Origin of the sequence: Streptomyces inhibens, from assembly GCF_003389455.1 — a bacterium.
GTDB classification, from domain to species: domain Bacteria; phylum Actinomycetota; class Actinomycetes; order Streptomycetales; family Streptomycetaceae; genus Streptomyces; species Streptomyces inhibens.
This window is the reverse complement of the sequence record NZ_QUAC01000088.1, coordinates 1-21799: the sequence shown is the minus strand read 5'-3', so window position 1 is coordinate 21799 and position 21799 is coordinate 1. Positions and strand designations below refer to the sequence as shown.

The following is a 21799-nucleotide window of genomic DNA, read 5'->3' as shown; positions in this document are numbered from 1 at the left end:
GCCGCTGCCGGCGGGGTGCGGAGCAGACGACTGAGGCTGCTCCGCACCCCGCCGTCACTCTGCTGACGGTGTCCGCGTCAAGCGTCACCCGTACGGGCTTCCGCGGCTGTCGCGCTCCCTTTGGCCACGACAGCCTGACGGTGCGGCCCCGTACACGTGCTGCCGCTCCGTCACAGGGAGATCAGATGACTGTGAGCCTGACCAGGGCCGGAACCGAGTGCGGCACCGAGGTGGTGCCCGGGGACCCCCGCTACGAGGCCCTGAGAAGAGGCTTCAACCAGCGCTTCATCGCGACACCTGACTATGTGTCGGTGGTCAGCTCGACGAGCGAGGTCGTCGCCGCGCTCAACAAATATCTCGCGGGCCACCGTTCCGACGAGAGTCTCCATCGGCGGATCACGGTCCGGTCGGGCGGCCACTGCTACGAGAACTTCGTCTGCGGCGACGACGTGGGCGTGATCCTCGACCTCGGGCAGATGGACCGGGCCTATCTGGACCAGGAGATGGGCGCGTACTGCGTGGAGGCCGGGGCGAACAACTGGCATGTCGCCACGCATCTCTACGCGCCGTTCGGCGTGGCGCTCCCCAGCGGATCCTGCTACTCCGTCGGCGCCGGCGGACATGTCACCGGCGGCGGGTACGGACTGCTGTCCCGGCAGCACGGTCTGACCGTGGACTATCTCTACGCGGTGGAGGTCGTCGTCGTCCGCGACGGTCAGCACGCGGAGGTCGTGATCGCACGCCGCGACTCACCCGAGCGGGAACTGCGGAACCTGTGGTGGGCGCACACCGGTGGCGGCGGCGGCAATTTCGGCGTGGTCACCCGCTTCTGGTTCAAGGGGCTGCCCAAGCCCCCGTCCGAAGTGCTGCTCCATGCCGTGGCCTGGCCGTGGGAGAAACTCAAGAAGCACCCGGAGCGCTTCAAGTCGCTGGTGCGGAACTACGGGCTGTTCTTCGAGCGCGAGAACACACAGGAGCTCCCGAAGTCCCTCCGCGGCGACTACAGCGACATGTTCACCCTGCTGAAGCTGACCCAACGCGCCAACGGCAAGGTCGGTCTGATCACCCAGCTCGACGCCACCAGGCCGGACAGCGTGGAGCGGCTCACCGCCTTCCTCAAGTGGATCACCAAGGATCTGCGCATCGACCCGACACCGCTGGACCGGCGCATGGGCGAGCACGCGCCCATGGGCGGACTGCAGGTGCCGACCCGGCTGCCCTGGCTCACCGCCACCCAGACGCTCAATGGCTCGGGCGACAACCAGTGCGGCAAATACAAGTCGGCGTACATGACGCGCGGTTTCACCGAGCCGATGCTCAACGCCATCTTCCGCCACCTCACACGCGACGGTTACGAGAATCCGCAGGCGCTGCTCCAGGTCGACTCCTACGGGGGCGCGATCAACCTCCCCGAGAGCGACGACACCGCGGTTTACCAGCGCAGTTCCGTGCTGAAGCTCCAGTACCAGACGTACTGGAGCTGGGAGAAGGACTCCAACAAGGACGGTGTCGCCGACCCTCACGACGCCGAGGTCGACGCGTCGATCGCGGCACCGCATCTGCGCTGGATCCGCGAGTTCTACCGCGATGTCTACAAGGACACGGGCGGTGTGCCGATTCTGTCGCCGGCCGGCACCGCTGCCGGTGCGACGGCGAAGACGGTGACCGACGGGTGCTACATCAACTACCCCGACACCGACCTCGACGACCCCGAGTGGAACCGCTCCGGCCAGCCCTCGCACCTGCTCTACTACGGCGACAACTACGGGCGGCTACAGGAGACCAAGGAGTACTGGGACCCGCGTAACGTCTTCCGCAACGCGCAGTCCGTCCAGCCGTTCACCCGCTGAGCCGTCAGCCGACGTGGACCCTGGGCCGACGGGCCCGGTCGGGTTCGGCTTCGCGGAGGACCTCACGGGTGACGGGGGCGACCTCGCCCTGGCCGAAGAGGAAGAACCGGAGGAACTGGGCGAACGGGTTGCCTTCGGTCCACTCGAAGTAGATGTGCGGCTGCGCTCCGGTGACGTCCCGCACATGCAGCAGCAGGGCGGCCAGCGCGTTGGAGATGGTGGAGCTCTCCAGACAGAGCACGCGGTAGCGACCGTGCATCACCTCGCCGCGTACCCGTAGCTCGCTCTCGAATTCGGACGGGTCGCCGACGGTGACCTCGATGAAGATGAAGTCGTCCCCGGCCGGGAGGTCGTTGTCGGTGCAGATCTGCTGGAGCTTGTCCCGGTACTCGGCCAGATCGCGCTGGTCGGGCTCGTTGGCGATGAACCGGACCTTGCGGTGGGCGATGTCGCGGATGAACCGCTCGGCCATGTCGTCGAGCACCACGCTGGTCACCCGTAGCTCGAAGGCGCGGGCGACGCGGGAGAGGAACGACAGCAGGATGATGCCGGCGATGAAGCAGGCACCGATCTTCACACCGTCGGGGCGTTCGATGACGTTCGCGATGGTCGTGTAGAGGAACACCACGGAGATCACGGCGAAGCCGATCGACCAGCGGCGTTCCCGGGCGCGCCGGGCGGCGATGGTCACCGCGATCGCCGCGGAGCTGATCAGGACCAGTACGCCGGTGGCGTAGGCGCCGCCCTGGGCGTCCACATCGGCGTTGAAGATCCAGGTCACCAGGAAGGCGACCAGGGTGAAGACCAGCACCATCGGGCGCACCGCCCGCGCCCAGTGGGGCGCCATGCCGTAGCGCGGCAGGTACTGGGGCATCAGATTCAGCAGGCCGGCCATGGCCGAGGCGCCGGCGAACCACAGGATGGCGATGGTGGAGATGTCGTAGACGGTGCCGAAGGCGGAGCCCAGGTACTCGTGGGCCAGGTAGGCGAGGGCGCGCCCGTTGGCCGTGCCGCCCGGTTTGAACGCGTCCTCCGGGATGAGCAGGGTCGTGATGAAGCTGGTGATGATGAGGAAGACGCTCATGATCACGGCAGCGGTGGTGAGCAGCTTCTTCGCGCCCCGGATCCGACCCGTGGGGCGCGCTTCGGTGTCGTCGGGGTCGCCCTCGATGTGCGGCATGACCGCCACGCCGGTCTCGAAACCGGACAGGCCCAGCGCCAGCTTCGGGAAGACCAGCAGGGCGACTCCGACCATGGCCAGGACGTTGCCGTGCTCGGTGGTCAGCGCATGGGACCAGTCGGGGATGACATGCGGCGCGGTGAGGACATGCCACAGGCCGACGGCGACCACGACCGCGTTGAGCCCGAGGTAGATGCCCACCAGCACGACCGCCACCCCGATCGCCTCCAGGAACCCCTTGAGGAACACCGCGCCCAGCAACGCGACAAGGATCAGGGTGATGACCAGCTGCTGGTTGTGCAGGGCGCTGCTGACGTGCGGGTTCTCCACGAGGTGGGTGGCGGCGTCGGCCGCCGACAGGGTGATGGTGATGAGGAAGTCGGTGGCGGCGAAGCCCAGCAGGGTCAGTACGAACAGCTTGCCCTTCCAGAACGACAGCAGCCGCTCCAGCATCGCGATCGAACCCTGGCCGTGCGGGCTCTCCTTGGCCACCCGCCGGTAGACGGGCAGCGCGCCGGCGAGCGTCACGATGACCAGCACGATGGTGGCGATCGGCGACAGCAGCCCGGCGGCCAGGGCGGCGATGCCCGGCTGATAGCCGAGGGTGGAGAAGTAGTCCACGCCCGTCAGGCACATCACCCGCCACCACCGCTGCCCCCGGTGGGCGCTCTGCGGCCCGGCGTGCGGACCGGGGTGGTGCTTGGCCATGTCGGCCAGGCCCTCCAGCATCCATGCCCGCAGGCGATGGCGTGCTGCGGCCAGGGAAGACTCCGCAGGGGCGGAGGGGGCCATCGTGCGCTCCTGTCGTGCCGCGAAAGCATCCAGCCATCGACGAGACGGCCAGGTCAGCGTACGTAATCCGGACGTCGTCGCCGTGGCCCTGCGTCGGCACGCCGCGTTCGTGTCTTCGACGCGCGGACGCGCACCCGGTTGCCGCGGTGAGCGCCGGGGCGTCCAACGGGCAGCCACCCGCATTTCATTCAACATTTAACATCTCGGAATCCGTAGGGCGGTGTGTCAGAGTGGGGGGAGGACTCGACAGCGCGTTCGACGACTGCCAGAGAGGGCGGCCTGTCATGTCCCTACAGTCCGACCGCCTCGGCTCGGCCACCGCCCATCCCAGGCCCGTGGCCCTACGGGGCGAGGAGTACGAGGACCTGTTCGATCAGGCTCCGGTGATCTTCGCTGCGCTGAGCGGTCCGGGACATGTGCTGGAGGCAGCGAATCCGGCGTTCTTCAAGGTGTTCGGCGACGATCGCAGCCGTACCGGCGAACCGATCGGAGAGCTGGCTCCGGAGCTGGGTCCGCAGGGCGTTCTCGACCGGCTGGACGAGGTCTACCGGACCGGCACCGCGTACCGGGCCCGGGGTGGGCGGCTGGTGCTCGGTGCGCCGGGGGCCGAGCGGGAGGGGTTCTTCGACTTCACCTACGAGCCCCGGCGCGACGCGGTCGGCCGGGTCGACGGGGTGATCGTGATCGCGGTGGAGACCACCGCGTACCACCACGCCCAGCTCCTCGCCGCCGAGCAGCGCATTCTGCTGGAGCAAATCGCGCGGGACGCCCCGCTGCCCGAGATCCTGAGCGGCATGGCCCGGGCCATCGAGGAGCTGGCCCCGGAAACGATCGTCTCGGTGCTGCTCGCCGACCCCGACGGCCTGCACCTGCGGCACGGCACCGGCGCGAGCCTGCCCGCCTTCTACAACGAGGCGATCGACGGGGTCGCCATCGGTGACGGCGTGGGCTCGTGCGGCACGGCCGCCTATCTGCGCGCGCCGGTGATCGTCACCGATATCGCCACCGACCCCCGGTGGGACGGCTACCAGGACCTGGCGCGGCAGGCCGGGCTCGCGGCGTGCTGGTCCACGCCGATCCTGGACACGGACGGTGAGCTGCTGGGCACCTTCGCGATGTACCACCGCACGCCCAAGGCACCCGAGGACAAGGACCTGGCACTCAGCGCCGCGTTCACCCGCACCGCCGCCCTGGCCATCGAACGCCACCGCGCCGTGGAGGAAGGCCACGCCGCGCGGGAGCGGGAGAAGGCCGCCCGGGAGGACTTGGCCTTCGTGCTGGACGCCAGCACCGCCATCACGCGCGAGCCGCACTACTTCGACTGCCTCCAGTGCATGGCCCGGCTGACCGTGCCCACCTTGGCGCCCCTGTGCCTCGTCCATGTCGTCGAGGACGGCCGGACCCGGCGGATCGCCGTGGCCGCCGCCGGCCGGGCCGCGGAGGACCTCCTCACCACCCCCGGGACACGTGACGAGGTCGACCGGGCGGTTGCTCGTGTCCTGGCCGCCGGCACCACCGAGACGTACCGTGCCGACGCCGCTCCCGGCGGCCGCGGCCCGCAGCCCGGCGCCACCGGTTATGTGTGTGTGCCGCTGACCACCCGCGGCCGCACCTTCGGCGTACTGACCCTCCTGGCCACCGACCGGCCCCTGGACGGCCATGTCATCGCCCTCGCCGAGGAGCTCGCCCGCCGGGCCGCTTCCAGCGCGGACAACGCCCACCAGTTCACCGACCGCGTCCGGCTCGCCCGCGATCTGCAGGCCGGTCTGCTGCCTCCCGAACTGCCCAGGATTCCCGGCGTCGATCTGGCCGCGTCGTACCACCCCGCCGGCGAAGGGCTCGACGTCGGTGGCGACTTCTATGACGTCTTCCCGCTCGCCGACGACCGCTGGGCGCTCATGATCGGCGATGTGTGCGGGCGCGGGGCGCGGGCCGCCACCACCACCGGTATGGTCCGCCACACCGCGCGCGCCGCCGCCCGTCTCCTGAACGATCCGGCGGCCGTCGTCGCCGCCATCAACGACGCACTGACGGAGAGCACCCCCGGCCAGGACTACTTCGTCGGCGCGGACTACTTCGTCTCGCTCGTCTACGGCGAACTACGGCGCACCGCCTCCCACCTCACCGTGGACCTGATGCGCGCCGGCCATGTGCCCCCGCTCGTGCGCCGCGGCGACGGCACGGTCGAGGAACTCGCCCACCCGGGCGGGCTCCTGGGCATCGACCGCGAGTTCAACGACACCCCGTGCCGCGTCCATCTGTATCCGGGCGACAGTCTGGTGCTGGTCACCGACGGCATCACCGAGGCCCGCTCCGCCGACGGCGAGTTCTTCGACGACGACCGCCTGGCCGCTGCCCTTGTCGCCCCCCGGACCCTCGCCGCCCCCACTTCGTCCCCCACGTCCGCCGACCTCATCGATGCGGTCACGGCCGCGGTCACCGCTTTCGCGGGCGACTCCACCCCCGACGATCAGGCCGCGCTGGTTCTCACCGCGGCCTGACACCGGGGCTGACCTGACACCGGGGCTACGGGGCTCCGCAATACGACGTACCGACGTACCGACGTACCGACGGGACTACGGCCTTCCGGGCCGCACCCGGGTCGGCAAAGTCGGCAGCATCATGCCCCGCCCGTTCGGAGCGGTGTGCGGCATGCCGTTGCCGGCCCGTGCCGCCTTGAGGAAGTCGGGGAGTTCATAGGGTTCGGCCGCGTCCATATCGACCTCGTACCCGAGGTCTCCGAGGCTTGCCACCGTCAACCGGCTCATGGGGTTACCCGCTTCACCGATCTGCGGAGACATCAATTCCATCCCGAACACCGCTTCGCGCCAATGGCTCCCGGCGCTTCCTTCTCCGCCGACATTGGCGACCGGCACCGGCTCCGCTCCCTCGGATCCGACGAGCGTGCCGAACTCCCGCATGGCGCCGGGTCCGACGAACGTCGGATTGGTGCCGGGGAAATGCTTGAGAAGTCCGAATTCGCTCCAGATGGACCCGATGCCCAGCACATGGCCCATCTCGTGCGCGATGACGTCGTTGATCGTGTCGTCGTCCTCCATACGGGCCAGATCCGCCGTGTCGAACCGCATGATGCCCTTGGCGGGGAGCCCTGCCCCCGAGGCCGCCGAATCGCCTCGGATATCGGTGGGCCCGGCCATTCCCAGAATGCCGAATGCCTCATCGATCGGAACGCCTTCGGCCTCGATCAGCACATCGTCGATGACATCGTTTCCGACGACCGCGGTTTCCAGATCGCCCACGATGACGTCGGTCCAGCGCTCGGCGGCCGCGGCGAACACGTCCTGTTGGCTGTCCGTGAGGCCACCCAGGAAACGCACCTCGATGGTGAAGGGCGACGTGGTGTTGGCCAGAGTCTCGGCCCGGCGTGCGTCGGCCACGGCGCGGTAGGTCCTGAATTCGAGCGTCATTCTCATGGCTACCGCTCCTATCTCAGCCGGCCATGCTCATGTCTCTAAACAACGCTACCCAAGGAGGCCGTTGTAGACAGGGCAACCACTTCGCACCGCGGCGGTTGTCGTCGGGGGACGGGCGACCTCCTCCCTGGTCCACGCGGCGGCCCGCTCGATGCGCGCGCCGAGGAGCGTTTTGGAGCGCGGAGGTTTTCTCAATACGATCCGGCGATGATCACAAGAAAACGGCTGGCGGCCGGGGTGTGCGGGCTGCTTGCCGCGATGACTGTCGCGCTTCTTCCCACACCCGCCGTCGCCGCCGATGAACCGGATGCGAAGTCTTCCCCCAAGGTCGAGTTGACGCTCGATGTCAGCGGCTCGATGCGGGCGCGGGACATCGACGGGCAGAGCAGGATGGCCGCGGCGAAACAGGCCTTCAACGAGGTGCTGGACGCCGTACCGGACGACGTCCAGCTCGGCATACGTACCCTTGGCGCCAACTACCGGGGCGAGGACCGCAAGGTCGGCTGCAAGGACACCCGGCAGCTCTACCCGGTCGGTCCGCTCGACCGGACCGAGGCGAAGACCGCGGTGGCCACGCTCACCCCGACCGGCTGGACACCCATCGGCCCCGCCCTGCTCGGCGCGGCCGACGACCTCAAGGGCGGCAACGCGACCCGCCGGATCGTCCTCATCACGGACGGCGAGGACACCTGCGCCCCGCTCGACCCCTGCCAGGTGGCCCGGGACATCGCCGCCCGAGGCATCCATCTCACCGTCGACACCCTCGGGCTGCTGCCCGACGCCAAGACCCGTAGCCAGCTGAGCTGTATCGCCGAGGCCACCGGTGGCACCTACACCTCGGTGCAGCACACCAAGGAACTCCGCGACCGCGTACACCAGTTGGTGGACCGGGCCGCCGATCCCGTCGTCACTCCGGTGGCGACCGAGGGCGCCCAGCAGTGCGCCAAGGCTCCGACGCTCAAGCCCGGTCTCTACAGCGACCGCGAGAAGTTCGCCGAGCACCGCTGGTACCGGGTGGAGGTACCGGCCGGCCAGGAACTGCGCGCCTCGGTGAGTATCGCGGCCGACCGCGCGGTCAACAACGACTACGGGGTCCTGCTGCGGGCCTCGACCGTGCACGGCCGGGAGATCGTCCGCGGCTCCGAGGCCGGCGACGGCCGTACGGATGTGATCTCTTCCGGGCTGCGCTATCCGAAAACGCCGCTCGAAGACGCCGACGGGGACGGCAAGCCCACGGCGGAGACCGTCTGCCTGCAGGTCAGCAACTCCTTCTCGGCACCCGCCTCGGTCAAGACCGACCCGGGCCTGCCCGTCGAGCTGGCCATCGACCTGGTGGACGGGCCCGACGACGCCTCCGACGCGGCCTCCTTCGGCCTCGGCCACGGCTGGTGGCTGCTGGGCGCGCTGGTGCTCACCGGGCTGCTGGCCGGTCTCGTGTGGGGCTGGATCTCCCGTTGGCGCGTGACCGTCTGGAGGACCAACTGATGCGCACCGTACGCACACTGATGACCGCTGTCCTGGCGGGCGCCGGCCTCTTCGCCATGACGGGAACGGCCCTCGCCGACACCGATACACCGAGCCCGAGCGCGAGCGCGGATGCGGCCGGCCCGACCGAGGCCGGTACCTCTTTCCGTACCGCGACCGCCATCAAACCGGACCAGCCGGCCACCGCCGGCGCCTCCACCGGCGACTACCTCTACTGGGTGCTGCCCGTGGACGCGGGACAGCGCGCCACGGTCAAGGCCAAGGTGACGCTGCCGGAGTCCGCCCGGCACGGCGCGGCCACCTGGCAACTCGACGTCTATGACGGGCTGCGCCGCCGCCAGGCGTGCATGTACGGCGCCCAGACCAAGGCGGCGGCCAAGGACGCCGGTTCCGTCGAGCTGTCCTGCACCCTGCGTACGGTCCGCTCCTGGGCGGAACCCTGGGCGAACGACCCCCTGCCGGGCAGCTACTACATACGCCTGACCGTCGTCGATCTGCCGCAGGAAGACCTGGGCCTGCCGGTGCGCGCCGAGGTCAGGGCCTCGACGGCCGACACGGGTGGCGCCCATGCCGTGGACGGCGCTCTCGCCGCTCCCCTGGTACCCGGCGCCTCCACCGCAACACCCCAGGCCGACGCGAGCACGCCCCCCGGAAAGACGGCGGCCGCGCACGAGCCGGACGGTGGCTGGTCCTCCGGCCGGTGGTCCGACCGCTGGCTCTGGACGGCGGCGGGCGGCATCCTCGCCGCCCTCGCGGGCATCGCGGGCTACCAGCTCACCCGCGGATCCGGCCGCCCGTCGCGGGTCCCGCCGGGCGCCTGACCGACCGGGGCGGCCACGGCACGGTGCCGTTGCCGCCCCGGTTCTTCCTTCAAGCGCGGGCCAGTTGCTCCAGGCGGCGGTGCAAGTGCTCCACATACCCCTCGGATTCGGGCTTCATGAGGACGCTGCGCAGGACCCGGGCGCCGTCGGTGTCGGCGGTGAGCTTCGGGTGGCGGGTGGTCAGCCGGTCGGCCCCGATGCGGAGGGTGCTCAGGAACACCGGGTCGTCGGTGTCGGCCATACCTGCCTGCAGGATCCGGCCGGAGGCCTCGTCGAGACGGGACAGGGTGCGGGGTTCGGTCACCGGGAAGTAGCTGACGATGTCGAGTTCCGGGGCCTGGTAGAGCTCCAGGTGCTCGGATTCTTCGATCAGTTGGGCCCAGTGGATCGCGGCACGGCGTCCGGCGGCGAGGGCTTGCCCCAGGCCGTCCGGGGTGGGTGGCAGCAGCTGGAAGGTGAGCCACAGGGCGGCCGCGGCCGCGCCCGCCCGGGAGCATTCCAGGCTGATCTCCCCGAGGTGCAGCTCCTCGGAGGTGAAGTAGGTGTACGGCGAGTCGTGCAGATAGAAGTGGCCGACGGACGGATCGCGGAAGAGGACTGCGCCGCATCCGTAGGGCTGGAGCCCGTGCTTGTGCGGATCGACCACGATCGAGTCGCACTCGGATATCGCCCGCCACGGGGCCTTGGGCAGGCCCTCGGGGCCGTCCGCGCCGGCGAGGAGGGTGAAGAACCCTCCGTAGGCGGCGTCGACATGGATGCGGACGCCGTACCGCTCGCGCAGCGCCAGCGCCTCGTGGAGGGGTTCGACGGCGCCGAGCGCGGTCGTGCCGGCGGTGAGTACGACGGTGCCGATGCGCTCCGTCCGCAGCAGATTCTCCAGTGCGTCGAGGTCCATCCGGCCGTCGTCGTCCACCGGCACCGGGTGGCCTGCCACGCCGAGGACCCGGCACATACGGCCGTGGGTGTAGTGGGCCTCGGTGCTGAAGGCGATGCCGTCGCGGGGGTGAAGCTCCCGGGCCACGAAGAGCGCCTCAAGGTTGGCGAGGGTGCCGCTGGTGGTGAGGTGCCCCAGGTGTGTGTCGTAGCCGAACATCGTGGCGAGCTGCTGGACGGCCTCGCGCTCCATCTGCGCCGTGGCCGGGCCGCCGTCCAGTGCGTGGTTGTTGGGGTTGATCAGCATCGCGGTGAGGTATCCGACGACGGCCGCGGGGTGCGGCGGCTTGAGCATCTGTCCGGCGTAACGGGGGTGGAAGAACGGGTAGTTGTCCTTGAGGCGCTCGGCGAACGTCTCGAACGCGGCGGCGAACCGTGCGTCATCGACCCCCAGTGACGGATGCGGGGGGAACTGGCCGAAGCCGCCGGCCCAGTCCTCGTGGGAGGTCACGGCCGCTTCGAGCCAGTGGCGCAGATCCATGGGGGCTCCTCATGTCAGTGCCGGTCGCCGATGATGGGGGGCGCCCGCACCCCCGACCGTTTGGCTCCAAATAAGCTAGCCAGCGCGCCTGGGCCGGTCAAGGCCCCCTCCCATGCCCCAAGTGCCTTACGACAGGCCTCAGTTCGGCAGCCTGAGTTCGGCAGCCCGAGTTCGCCGGTCGCGGCCGGCGCGGCGTCCGCACCCGCCCCGGCCGGCGATCAGCAGTCGCAGCAGCTACAGCAGTCGCAGCAATCACAACCGTCGCAACCGTCGCAGTCCCGGCAGCACCCCTCGTGCTTCTTGCGCGACCACGGCCCCTCGTACTTCTCCGCGCAGCAGAGCTGGCAGGTGCAGCACAGCCCGATGGCGACCGCGCAGCCGGCGAGGAACCCGCGGGGCTTCTTCGGCTGAGGGGGGAAGTGCGGCATTCCGCCTTCCCCGCCGCCCGAGCCGCCACCGTGGCCGCCGCCCGGACCGCCGGGCGGTACGGGGCCGCCGCCGTACGGATGCTGCGGGCTGTTCAGCGGCTGCTGACCGTGCGCGTACGGGCCGCCGGCCGGCGGCTGACCGTACTGGGAAGGCTGACCGTACTGAGGAGGCTGGCCGTATCCGTTCCCGTACGGGTTGCCGCCCTGGCCGTCGTACGGCTCCGGCGCCCCGTACCCCTGGTGGGCGCAGGCGGCCGTACCGAAGGCGCGGTCCACCGACCGCCGCAGTTCGTGCACCAGCAGCACATGCACCAGGGCGGAGTCGGTGAACTCCACATCGCGCAGCGCGAGTCGGATGCCGTGCAGCGCGTCGTCGCACAGCCTGCGGGCCTGTGCGGTGGTGGCGCCGGTGGCGGTGAGCGGGTTCCAGGCGCCCTCGGCGGCGTCCGCCGCGCGGTCCTCCACGGCGTCGAGGAGGTGGGCCAGCCGTCCGAAGAGCCGGCCGGCCTCGGCCAGGGGTACGGCATTGCCCGGACGGCCGGCCAGCACCGCGGTGTGGGCGAAGGCCGCGGCGGTGGCCGTCTCGGTCGGTTCGGTGATGACCGTCAGCGGAGTTCCGGGGCCGGCCAGCTGCTCGATGCCTACCTGCCGGTCGACCGCGTCGACGAGTACGGCGGTGTCGAAGCCGAGCGTGGCGCCGGTGCGCGCCCCGGCCCGGTCCCAGCCCGCGGCGACCTTGCGCGCGGCAGCCGCCACAGGCCGGCGGCGCAGCAGTCCGTTCCGGTCGGCGACATGGTCACGTATCTTCGCCGAGGCGAGCACCAGGGACACCGATGCCGCGAGCCGTGCGCCCTCCCCCTTCGCCACCGAAGCGGTCCGCATCCCGCGCAGTGGGCAGGGCCCGGCGGTGCGGCGGCCGTCCGCCGCGTGGGCGGACTGAGCATCCGTCAGGACGGAGACGATCAGGCCGTCGTAGTTCGTGACGACCCGGGCGAACTGCCCGTGATCACCGCGCAGCGCGAGACAGAGACCGCACAAATGAGCCATCCACTCCGCCTTGAGCCCTTGGGACAGGCGGTGGGTGCAGGGCCTGACGATTCCGAACACGTGAAAACCCCCGTAAAACGTCGGCGCGGGCCGGCGTACTTCTGCATGGACCGGCATGGGCCGGCAGCGGCTGGAAATCGTACCCATCATGCCGTTGACCTGGACGCACGCCCCTCGCCCGGCCCGAATGGATCCTGCCGGGAACTCAACGGCCCGTCGATCCGACTACTCGACCGTGGAGCAGAGCAACGAGCGGGCCCGGCCCCCGGCGGCCGGGCGGATGAGCAGATCAGGTGGGCTCGACCTACATTTTCGCGACGTGGTGTGCCGGCACGGCCGTCTGGAGGCGGTGGCCGGGGTCGATCTGAGCGTGGGCGCCGGTGAACGGATCGCGCTGACCGGGACGAACGGGTCGGGCAAGACGACGCTGCTGCGTGCGGTGCTCGGGCTGCACCGGCAGGTCGACGGGCAGATCCTGGTCGGCGGGCGGGGCAGCCGTACCGCGGCGGAATGGGCCTGGCGCCGACGGGCGTGCGCCTGGATTCCGCAGCGGCCGGCCGCAGGGCGTTTCCCTTTGCTGGCACGGGAGTTGCTGGCGAGCAGTGGCGCGCCGGCGGCTGCCGGGGAGGCGGCCGGGCGGCTGGGGGTGGGCGAGCTGGCGGACCGTCCGCTGAGTTCGCTGTCGGGCGGGCAGTTGCAGCGGATGCACCTGGCGCGGGCGGTGGGCTGTGTGGCCGCCGGGGCGGGGGTGCTGCTCGCCGACGAGCCGACGGCGGCGCTGGACTTCGAGGGGCAGGAAGAAGCCGCCGAGGTCCTGACGAGCCTGCCGGTGACGGTTGTCGTGGTGACGCACGACCGGGCGATGGCGGCGCGCTGCGACCGGACGCTGGAGATGGCCGCCGGACGGCTGCGGGAGGTGCGGTGAACGCGCTCGACCAGGTGGGTCAGTTGCTGCAGCTGGTCCCCGTGCAGCGCGCCGGGGCCGGTCTGCTGCTGTCGGCTCTGGGGCTGCCCGTGGTGGGCGTGGTGATCGTCGGTCTGGACATCATGCCGGTGCGGTTCGCGATGATGCATGTCGCGTTGCTGGGTATTGCGCTGGGTCAACTGCTGGGTGTGGACCCGGTGTTGTGTGCGCTGCTGGCCTGTGCGCTGGCGGGCGCCGGGGTCGCGCCGCTGGCCCGTACCCCCGACGGTCTGTCGGGGGCGATGGGCCTGCTGATGAGTCTGGCCATCGCTGCCGCGCTGCTGATGCTGGCGCTGTCCGGGGTGAATGCGAACGGCGCCTTCGCGCTGCTGTGGGGATCGATTCTGGCGGTGCGGCCGGCCGATCTCGCCGTACTGGCGGTGCTGGCGGTGCTGGTGCCCGCGCTGTTCATCTGGCGCCGTCGCGATCTGGCGCTGCTGCTGCACGACCGGGAACTGGCGTGGTGCTCCGGTGTGGCGGTCCAGCGGCTGACCGTGCTGCTGCTGGTCCTGGTGGCCGTCGCGGTGGCGGGGGCGATCCGGCTGACCGGAGCGTTGCTGGTGGACGCCCTCACCCTGCTGCCGGCCCTCGCCGCCCGCCGCATCGGACGCTCCCTGCTGTCGATCACGTTGTGGGCGAGCGGCATCGGCCTCGTGGTGAACGTGGTCGGTTTTCTCGCCGCTCTCGCCTGGGACCTGCCACCCGGCCCGGTCCTTGTTCTCGTCGCGGGGGCCGTCGCCCTCGTGGCTCATCTCGTACCCGAACGGAGAACCTCCTCATGGCGCGTGTCCGCGTCCTCGTCCGTCCCCTCGCCGCACTGACCGCGGGACTGCTGCTGATCGCCGGATGCGGCGACTCCGGGAAGACCTCGGCGGACAAGCCGGGGGGCAAATCCGGATCGGCCTCGTCCGGCCCGGTGGTGGTCGCCACCACCAGCTGGGAGGCGGCGCTGGCCAAGGCCGCCGGGGCCAAGAACGTCACCTCGATCGTCCCGCCGTCGATCCGGCATGCGCCGGACTACGACCTCAAGCCGACCGATCTGACCGCGGTGGCCGACGCCGACTTCGTCCTCTACTCGCCCTTCGAACCCTTCGCCGGACGCATCAAGGAGGCGGCGGGTTCCAAGGCCAAGATGATCGAGCTCGAACTCGACAACGCGCCCGCGAAGACGTCTGCGAATGTGACCCGGCTGGGGAAGGCGTTCGGCACCCAGAAGGCGGCCGCCCGGTGGAACGCGTCGCTGACCAAGGAGTGGGACACCCTCGCCAAGCAGGTGAAGGCCACCTGGCCCGGCGGGAAAGCTCCCGCGGTGACGGCGCAGATGTTCACCACCTGGGCCGCCAAGCTGGCGGGGGCGCGGCTGGTGGGAACGTACGGTCCGGAAGCGGTGACCGCTGGGCAGCTGTCCGAACTGACCGCGAAGAAGCCGCAGTTCGTCCTCGACAACGAGAACATGTCGACCGGGACCGTGCTGCCCGGATCCGGCGCCAAGCAGGTGGACATCGCCAACTACCCCGGCAAGGACCTCGATCTGCAGGCGGTCTACCGCAAGGCCGCCGCGCAGATGGAGAAGGCCTTCTCGGCGTCCTGAGCGGCGGCGCGGTCCGGTGACCGTGGGGTGTGTGGTGGAGGGGCTGCCCGTCGGGCGGCCCCTCCACCGTCGTATCAGCCCGCCTGCGCCCGCTCGGCCGGGGCGCTCCGGACGGCCTCGGCGCTCGCGAGCCGGGCGCGCAGTGCGGCCCGGTCGGGTTTGCCGGCGGGTGTGAGCGGCAGATCTCCGGTCAGCCGCAGCAGCCGTTCCGGATGCTTACGGCGTTCCACCCCGCACGCGTCGAGATGGGCGGTCAGGCTCGCCAGCGAGATCTCCCGGCCGGCCCGTGCCACCACGCAGGCCGCGAGCCGTTCGCCCATCAGCGGATCGGGCACCCCGACGCAGATCACGTCGCGGATGTCCGGGTGGGCGGAGAGCTCGCCCTCGACCTCGGCGGGGCTGATGTTGGCCCCGCCGCGTATCACGATGTCCTTGAGCCGGCCGACCACGTGCAGGGTGCCGTCGGCGTCGAGCAGACCCAGATCGCCGGTGCGCACCCAGCCGTCCGCCGTGCGGTAGCGCATGTTCAGCTCGGGAGCGCCGACGTAGCACAGGGGTGTCATGGGGCCGCGGGCGAGGATCTCACCGGCCTCCCCCGGGGCACCGCCCGGCAGCGGGGCGATGGTGATCTCGCAGACGGCGGGGTCGGGGCGGCCCACCGCGACTCCCGGACCGTCCTTCGGCGCGGCCTCCTCGCCGTATCCGGTGTGGCAGTTGACGCCGTCGGCCGATCCGTAGAGGTTGACCACCGGACAGCCGAAGGCCCGCTCCGCCTCCTGGCGGGTGGCGGCGTCGAGTGCGGAGCCGCCGAGTATCAGCGCCGTCGGCGCCACGGCCGGGCCGCCATCGGAGGGCCGGCGCTCCAGCATCATCCGGATCATGGTGGGGACGCCGAGGACATGGGTCGGCCGATGGGCCTCGATCGCGTCGAGGGCGGCCTCGGGTGTGAACCGGTCGAGCAGTGCCAGCGTTCCGCCGTGCCGGGCGAGGGTGACGGCGGTGCCGTTGCTGCCGAACGCGGAGGCGAGCGGGACGAGGAACAGACAGCGCGGGTGGGTGTCGCCGGCGAGCAGCGAGCCCAGAAAGTTGCCGCGGCCGCCGGCCAGCGCATTGTGCGAGTACGCCACCATCTTCGGCTCGGCCTCGGAGCCGGAGGAGACCAGGATCCGGGCCGCCGTGTCAGGGTCGCAGCGGTGCGGGGTGAAGGCGTCCTCCCCGGTGGTCAGCAGATCGGCCCAGGACAGGCAGCCGGCGGGGACGGGGCCGGGGCCGGCGGCGATCACCACACGCAGGGACGGCAGTTCGTCGGCCGGTTTCGCCAGCTCCGCGGCGTGGTCGATGCCGCGGTGAGTGGTGGCCGCGATCACCGCCCGGGCTCCGGAGCGACCGAGCAGCGAGCGGGCCTCGCGCCCGCCACGGCCGACCGGAAAGGGCAGCGCGACGGCGCCGAGCGCGGCCAGGGCGAGGTCGGCGGCCACCGCCTCCCGGCCGTTGGCAAGCTGCACACCGACCACATCCCCCGGGCAGACACCGGCCTCGGCGAGGCCGGCGGCCAGACATCGGGCCTGTCTGTCCAGCTCCGCGTAGCTGAGCTCGCCCCGGGCGTCGATCACGGCGGCGCGGTGTGGCGCCGCGATCCGTTGCGCCCGGAACAGCGCGTACAGGTCGAGGTCGGGGCAGTGCCCCGCGGCGGCCCAGGTGCGGCGCAGCGTGGCGGGCACCAAGTCGGGGAACCGAGGCGTCATTGGAACCTCCAGGGCGAGGGAATGATGAGAGCGCCGTGCGGGTCGCGGGCGAAGGCGCCGTTCAGTCGGCGGTCCTGCGGCAGTGCCGACAGGTCGGTGGTGACAGCGGTGGCGGAAAGCCCCTGTGCGCGCAGCTCGGCGACCGCCTGGTCCGTGGTCCGCTCCCGTAGCCGGGCCGACCGGTCCTGTGCGGCGGGCGCGGAGTCGTCGCTCGGCGCGAGCCATCCGTCGGCGGTCGCCAAGGGGCGGCGGAATCCGGCCGGGCGGCGCGGTGGTGCTCCGGCCGCGGCCCGCCGCAGCGCCGGCCCGGTGAGCGTGTCGGCGGCGCCGAGCAGCGACGATTCCACCCGTACGCCCCGGCCGCCGCGCTCTCTCAGCAGCAGTCCGCCGAGGATCGCCTCGGCTCCGAGCAGCCCGCCGAGCACATCGAGCAGGGTCATCAGGGAGGGCACCGGCGCCTCGTCGGCGGGATGTACGGCCGCACCGACACCCGTGCGGGCCTGCACCATGAAGTCGGTGCCCATCGGGGCATCGGCCAGCCGCCCTGCCCAGCCGCTGGTGTACGCGTACACCAGTCCCGGGTTCACGGCCGCCAGGCGGTCGCTGTCCAGCCCGAGTTCTTCCGCCTTCCCCGGGGCCCAGTTGTGCAGGAAGACATCCGCTCCGGCGGCCAGCTCACGCAACTCGGCGCGGCCGGCCGGGGACTTGATGTCGATCTGTACGGCGCGCTTGCCCCTGTTGAGGGCCAGCCACCGGGCGGAGATGCCGGAGCAGCAGGGCGGCATACCGCGCAGCGGGTCGCCGCCCGGTGGCTCGATGCGTACGACATCCGCGCCGAGCATGCCGAGCAGATGGGCTGCCAGGGGTGCCTGGATGCGGCGGCCCGCCTCCAGGACGGTCAGCCCGGAGAGCGGCAGCGCGCCCTCGGGGACGGGGCCGGCGGCCGGAGCGCTGCCCGGCCCGTCGTACGGGGTCAGGGTCCACGGCGCTCCGGCCGCCTCCTCCGCCGCACGGTCGGACAGCGACCGCACCCGGCACACCTCGGCTCCCGAGAGCTCCGCGGCCTCCCGCACCCGTGCCCACGAAGCGGTACCCGCCGTGCGGTGCAGCGCCTCGGGTATCGGGGCGCACGCCGTGGCGTAACGGAACTGGAAGGGACGCCAGCCGGCACGTATCGACTCTTCCGGTGCTCCGAGTTCCCGCCAGAACCGTGCCCAGGGCGCGGGGTCCAGTGCCTCCAGTTCGAAAAGGGTGCCGCAGCGGGCCGTGAAGGGCGGCCCGCCCGGGGAGAGGTCCACCGCTTCGGTCTCCGGCGCGTTCGCCGCCGCGAGGTACTGCGAGACGGTGAGCAGCGCGGCCCGGTCGGCGCCGGTGGTGAGGTGCGCGCCGTGCGCACTGCCCCGGGCCCGGCCGATCAGGGCGGCGAGCAGGCCTTGGACGGTCAGCACCGAGGCGCAGGTCGCCGCGTAGTCGACGGCCAGACCGCGCGGCTCGCCCCGGCGCCTGCCGTGCACCTGCATCACGCCGGTGGCGGCCTGCACTGTCGCCTCGTCCGCGGCGTCCGCACCCGGCAGTACGTCGGCCCATGACGTACGCGCGGTGATCTCGCCCGGATGGCGGCCGGTGACCGCGAAGTGTGCCGGGCCGCCCGGCTCCTCGGTCGTCTCCAACGTGGCGCCCAGCGCCCGTAGATGGCTCATCGCCGGCGCCGTGAGGGCAGACGGGCCCGCGACCCGTACGGTCAGGTCGGCCAACGGCCGGCGCGCGCGGGTGACGGCGGGGTGTCCCACGGCACTCCTCTCTCGCGGCGGCACCTCCGCCGCATCTCCTGCGTGGTTGCGGGAACCGGCCGGCGACTGCCGCCGACCAACTCCACGGCCAGTAAGTCGGACTGCCGGTTCACCGAGTTCCCGGTGAACGCGAAGGAGCACCATGCACCCCATCAACGCCGCCGAGAGCGCACCCGAAGCGGGCCGTGCGCCCGGTGCCGCCGGACTCGGGCAGCCCGGCTGTCCGCCCGAGGTGGCAGAGCTGCGCGGGCGCGTCGCGGCGTTCGTACGGGAACGGGTGATGCCCTGTGAGCCGGTGCTCGACGCCGGCGGTGCACCGGCCCGCACCGCGCTGCACCGGCTGCAGGACGAGGCGAGGCAGGCCGGCTTGTGGGCGCTGCCGATACCCGAGGAATACGGCGGGCAGGGCATCGGCCTGGCGCGGTATGCGCATCTGGCCGAGGTGGAGGGGGCCAGCGACCACGGCCCCGCCGCGCTCGGCTCCGCTCCCCTGCTCGATGTGCTGATGCTCGGCCGGCACGCCCGGCCCGCCGTACGGGAGCAGCGGCTGCCCGCCCTCACATCCGGTGCGCTGCGGACCTGCTACGCGATGACCGAGCCCGATACGCCCGGCACGGACCCGGCGTCGACCACGGCCCGTGCGGTCGCCGGGCCCGACGGGTCCTGGACGCTGCACGGCCGCAAATGGTTCATCACGGGCGCCGGCGAGGCGGATCTGGTCACCGTGATGGCCCGTATTGACGGTGCCGGGACCGGAACCGACGGCCTGTCCCTGTTCCTGGTGCCCACGACCGCCCCCGGATTCACGGTGCTGCGCGAGCTGCCGGTCCTGGGAGCCGGCGGCCAGTGGGAGATCGAGCTCGACGGCGTCACCGTCCCCTCGGACCACATGGTGGGAGAGCGGGGCGAGGCGCTGCGGATCGCCGGCGAACGGCTGCGGCTCGGCAGGGTGTTGCGCTGTCTGCGCTGGCTCGGGCAGGCCGAGCGGGCCTTCGACCTGATGTGCCGGCGCGCCAACTCGCGTGAGCAGTCGTCCGGCCCGCTGGCCGGCCGGCAGTTGGTGCAGCAGCTGGTCTTCGACTCACTGCTGGCCCTGCGCACCACGCGGCCGCTGGTGTACGAGGCCGTCACGCGGCTGGCGGCGGGCGAGGACGCCCGGCTGGAGACCGGGATGGCCAAGGTCGCGGCGGCCCGGATGCTGCAACAGGTCGCCGACGCCGCCATCCAGGTACACGGCGCGGCCGGACTCGGGCCGGACACCGCGCTGCCCGGCCTGTTCCGTACGGGCCGCGCGGCCCGTCTGCTGGACGGGCCGGACGAGCTGCATGTCGCGGCGGTGGCCCGGCGGGTGCTGCGCGACTACGACGTCACGCCGTGAACGGATCCGTCAGACCGGTGAGCGTCGCCAGCCCCGACGCCAGGAAGTAGTCGCCCCAGATCAGCTCATGGCGCGGGGCGAGGCGGTGCTCGGCGTCGTAGCAGCCGTTCAACAGCCCGCCCCTGGGCGACAGATGCTCCTCCGACAGGTGCCGCAGGATCCGGTGCGCCCGGTCCGCCGCGCGGCCCGCCAGGGCTCCGCGGCCCGTCGTCCTTGCCAGGGCGGCGAGTTTGAGAAGGGCGACGGCTTCGATGGCGGCTGCGGAGGTGTCCAGTGGGTCCGATGGGGCTGACGGAACTGGCTGAGACGGCGGATGCTCTTCCCGCGCCCGCGGTACGAGAGGTACGCCGGGCGCGAGCCGTGGTGCGGCCAGCCGCTCCACCGCCTCCCACAGCCCGCCGTCCTCCGCCAGGCAGTGCAGTCCGTCCGCCGCCCCCAGCAGCAGCCAGGGCACCGTACGGCTCCATCCGGGCGGCGGCGCGGCGTGCGGCGTCCACGTAGCGCCGGTCCCCGCCTGCCACGCCGGGCGCGGCGGCTCCTCGGACTGACAGAGCGTCAGATGCCGTGTCAGATGGCCGTATGCCGCGGCTGCGCCACCGTTCGCCGGACCCGCGAGCAGCGGAACCAGGCCCGGCACCCCGTCCGCGCGCGCCAGCAGCCGCGGCCCGCCGAACGCATCACCCCAGGGCACCAGTCCGCGCTCCGGGTCGTACGCGGCCAGGCAGGCCCGCGCCGCCTCGTCCCGCAACGCGGCGGCAGCGCCGTCCTGACCGGGCCCGGCGGCGAGCGCCGTGCCGTACCAGAAGATCAATCCCCTGGTGGCGGTGTCCTGTTCGGCCCAGTACGCCAGCCTCCGGGTGCAGTCCGCGGCCGCCGACCGGTCGCCGGAATCGCCGGTGGCAAGGGCACGCAGCCACAGCAGCCCGGCCCAGAATCCGCCCGTCCACGATCCGCGCGTGGTCGACTTCCAAGCGCCGGTCACAGGGTCGGCGTACAGCGGAAACCGCGCCCCGGTCTCGTCCGCGCTCTCCCGGACCCGGGCCAGCACCGCGGCCAGCGCAGGCGCGGCCCATCCCGCACATCCGGACGCCTCAGGCATCTTGCGCTCCAGCAGCACCGGCCGCTCCAGCGGCACCGACCGCTCCGGCCGCTCCAGCGGCACCGGCCGCCCCGGCCCACCGCGGCATCAGCGGTACCGCTATCAGCGCCGCCACCGCGAACTCCACCGCCACCGNCCACCGCGGCATCAGCGGTACCGCTATCAGCGCCGCCACCGCGAACTCCACCGCCACCGCGCACCAGCCCGCGCCGTACCCCGTCGCGGCGACCAGCGCGCCGAACAACGGCGGCCCCACCGCGAACCCGGCGAAGAACCCCGCCGAGATCAGGGCCGAATCCTGCCCGGCGCGCCCCGGCGCGGCGTTCCGCAGCACCACCACCATGGAGACCGCGTTCGCCGACACCGCGAACGACCCGACCGCCACCGCCGCCACCCACGCCAGCGGATGTACGCGGACCGACGCGGCGAGAAGCACCGCCGAGCCCACCGCGCCGGCCGCCAGCAGCGCCGGCAGGGCCTCGGCCCGCCCCGGCCTCCCCGCCCTGCGGGACCAGCCCACCCGCCCGCCGATACCGGCCACGCCGAGTACGGCCACCAGCGCCGCGGCCGCGGTCGGCGACAGCCCCAGCCGCTGCGCACCGAACAACGCGAGATAGGTGTTGACGGACGCGATGCCGCAGCCCAGCAGCAGCGAGAAGACGGCCAGCCGCCGGGTCACACCACGCGCGGGCGTGGGCGCGGCGGCGTGCGGACCGGAGGCGGGGCGCGGCGGATCGGGCGGCAGGGTGCGGGCCGCCCACAGGGCCGCCAGCGCCGAAGC

16 protein-coding genes are annotated in these 21799 nt (G+C 71.9%); 8 read left to right on the top strand and 8 right to left on the bottom strand.

Annotated features, from left to right (window positions below; genetic code table 11):
* Positions 1 to 185: 185 nt before the first annotated feature.
* Entirely contained in the window at positions 186 to 1850 is a 1665-nt protein-coding gene (locus DY245_RS12215; protein WP_128506576.1) for an FAD-binding oxidoreductase, read from the top strand.
* Between the two features lie 4 nt (positions 1851 to 1854).
* On the opposite strand, the gene DY245_RS12210 is transcribed toward DY245_RS12215, so the two are convergent.
* Positions 1855 to 3822 (bottom strand): APC family permease, encoded by a 1968-nt coding sequence (locus tag DY245_RS12210; RefSeq protein ID WP_128506573.1) that lies wholly within the window; start codon positions 3820 to 3822, stop codon positions 1855 to 1857.
* Positions 3823 to 4106: 284 nt separating this feature from the next.
* Between DY245_RS12210 and DY245_RS45210 the strand changes: the two genes are divergently transcribed.
* The gene (locus DY245_RS45210; protein ID WP_220377882.1) at positions 4107 to 6323 is read left to right on the top strand and encodes a SpoIIE family protein phosphatase; all 2217 of its coding nucleotides are present in this window, start codon (positions 4107 to 4109) and stop codon (positions 6321 to 6323) included.
* 75 nt (positions 6324 to 6398) lie between these two features.
* On the opposite strand, the gene DY245_RS12195 is transcribed toward DY245_RS45210, so the two are convergent.
* Complete coding sequence (locus tag DY245_RS12195) at positions 6399 to 7250, bottom strand: leishmanolysin (RefSeq protein ID WP_244942994.1); 852 nt, start codon at positions 7248 to 7250, stop codon at positions 6399 to 6401.
* A 213-nt stretch (positions 7251 to 7463) separates the two neighbouring features.
* On the opposite strand from DY245_RS12195, the gene DY245_RS12190 reads away from it, so the two are divergent.
* Positions 7464 to 8741 carry a VWA domain-containing protein gene (locus DY245_RS12190; RefSeq protein WP_128506567.1) on the top strand — a complete coding sequence of 426 codons (1278 nt, stop codon included), beginning with the start codon at positions 7464 to 7466 and terminating at the stop codon, positions 8739 to 8741.
* Complete coding sequence (locus tag DY245_RS12185; protein WP_128506565.1) at positions 8741 to 9562, top strand: hypothetical protein; 822 nt, start codon at positions 8741 to 8743, stop codon at positions 9560 to 9562. Before DY245_RS12190 ends, DY245_RS12185 begins: the two co-directional genes overlap by 1 nt.
* A 49-nt stretch (positions 9563 to 9611) precedes the next feature.
* On the opposite strand, the gene DY245_RS12180 is transcribed toward DY245_RS12185, so the two are convergent.
* Both DY245_RS12180 and DY245_RS12175 read right to left on the bottom strand, forming a co-directional pair.
* Positions 9612 to 10976, bottom strand: coding sequence for a pyridoxal phosphate-dependent decarboxylase family protein (locus DY245_RS12180; protein WP_128506563.1), 1365 nt, complete (start codon positions 10974 to 10976; stop codon positions 9612 to 9614).
* A gap of 218 nt (positions 10977 to 11194) precedes the next feature.
* Complete coding sequence (locus DY245_RS12175; protein WP_181923642.1) at positions 11195 to 12511, bottom strand: DUF5685 family protein; 1317 nt, start codon at positions 12509 to 12511, stop codon at positions 11195 to 11197.
* A gap of 220 nt (positions 12512 to 12731) precedes the next feature.
* On the opposite strand from DY245_RS12175, the gene DY245_RS12170 reads away from it, so the two are divergent.
* Genes DY245_RS12170 through DY245_RS12160 form a run of 3 tightly spaced genes read left to right on the top strand, consistent with a single transcriptional unit; the run spans position 12732 to position 15006 of the window.
* On the top strand, positions 12732 to 13376 hold the full coding sequence (locus tag DY245_RS12170; RefSeq protein WP_128506584.1) for an ABC transporter ATP-binding protein: 645 nt from the start codon (positions 12732 to 12734) through the stop codon (positions 13374 to 13376).
* Positions 13373 to 14236, top strand: a complete 864-nt coding sequence (locus DY245_RS12165; RefSeq protein ID WP_128506561.1) for a metal ABC transporter permease — start codon at positions 13373 to 13375, stop codon at positions 14234 to 14236. The genes DY245_RS12170 and DY245_RS12165 overlap by 4 nt, the downstream gene beginning before the upstream one ends.
* Complete coding sequence (locus tag DY245_RS12160) at positions 14194 to 15006, top strand: TroA family protein (protein WP_128506559.1); 813 nt, start codon at positions 14194 to 14196, stop codon at positions 15004 to 15006. The genes DY245_RS12165 and DY245_RS12160 overlap by 43 nt, the downstream gene beginning before the upstream one ends.
* 74 nt (positions 15007 to 15080) lie before the next feature.
* Here DY245_RS12160 and DY245_RS12155 read toward each other — a convergent pair whose 3' ends face one another.
* On the bottom strand, positions 15081 to 16751 hold the full coding sequence (locus tag DY245_RS12155; protein WP_128506557.1) for a class I adenylate-forming enzyme family protein: 1671 nt from the start codon (positions 16749 to 16751) through the stop codon (positions 15081 to 15083).
* Positions 16748 to 18541, bottom strand: coding sequence for a CoA transferase (locus DY245_RS12150; protein ID WP_425329375.1), 1794 nt, complete (start codon positions 18539 to 18541; stop codon positions 16748 to 16750). Before DY245_RS12150 ends, DY245_RS12155 begins: the two co-directional genes overlap by 4 nt.
* A 142-nt stretch (positions 18542 to 18683) precedes the next feature.
* Between DY245_RS12150 and DY245_RS12145 the strand changes: the two genes are divergently transcribed.
* The gene (locus tag DY245_RS12145) at positions 18684 to 19919 is read left to right on the top strand and encodes an acyl-CoA dehydrogenase family protein (protein ID WP_128506555.1); all 1236 of its coding nucleotides are present in this window, start codon (positions 18684 to 18686) and stop codon (positions 19917 to 19919) included.
* On the opposite strand, the gene DY245_RS12140 is transcribed toward DY245_RS12145, so the two are convergent.
* Both DY245_RS12140 and DY245_RS12135 read right to left on the bottom strand, forming a co-directional pair.
* Positions 19909 to 21018, bottom strand: a complete 1110-nt coding sequence (locus DY245_RS12140; RefSeq protein WP_128506580.1) for a sugar ABC transporter permease — start codon at positions 21016 to 21018, stop codon at positions 19909 to 19911. The two genes, DY245_RS12145 and DY245_RS12140, sit on opposite strands and share 11 nt — an antisense overlap.
* A 136-nt stretch (positions 21019 to 21154) precedes the next feature.
* On the bottom strand, positions 21155 to 21799 hold a 645-nt coding region (locus DY245_RS12135), incomplete at both ends, for an MFS transporter (protein ID WP_128506578.1).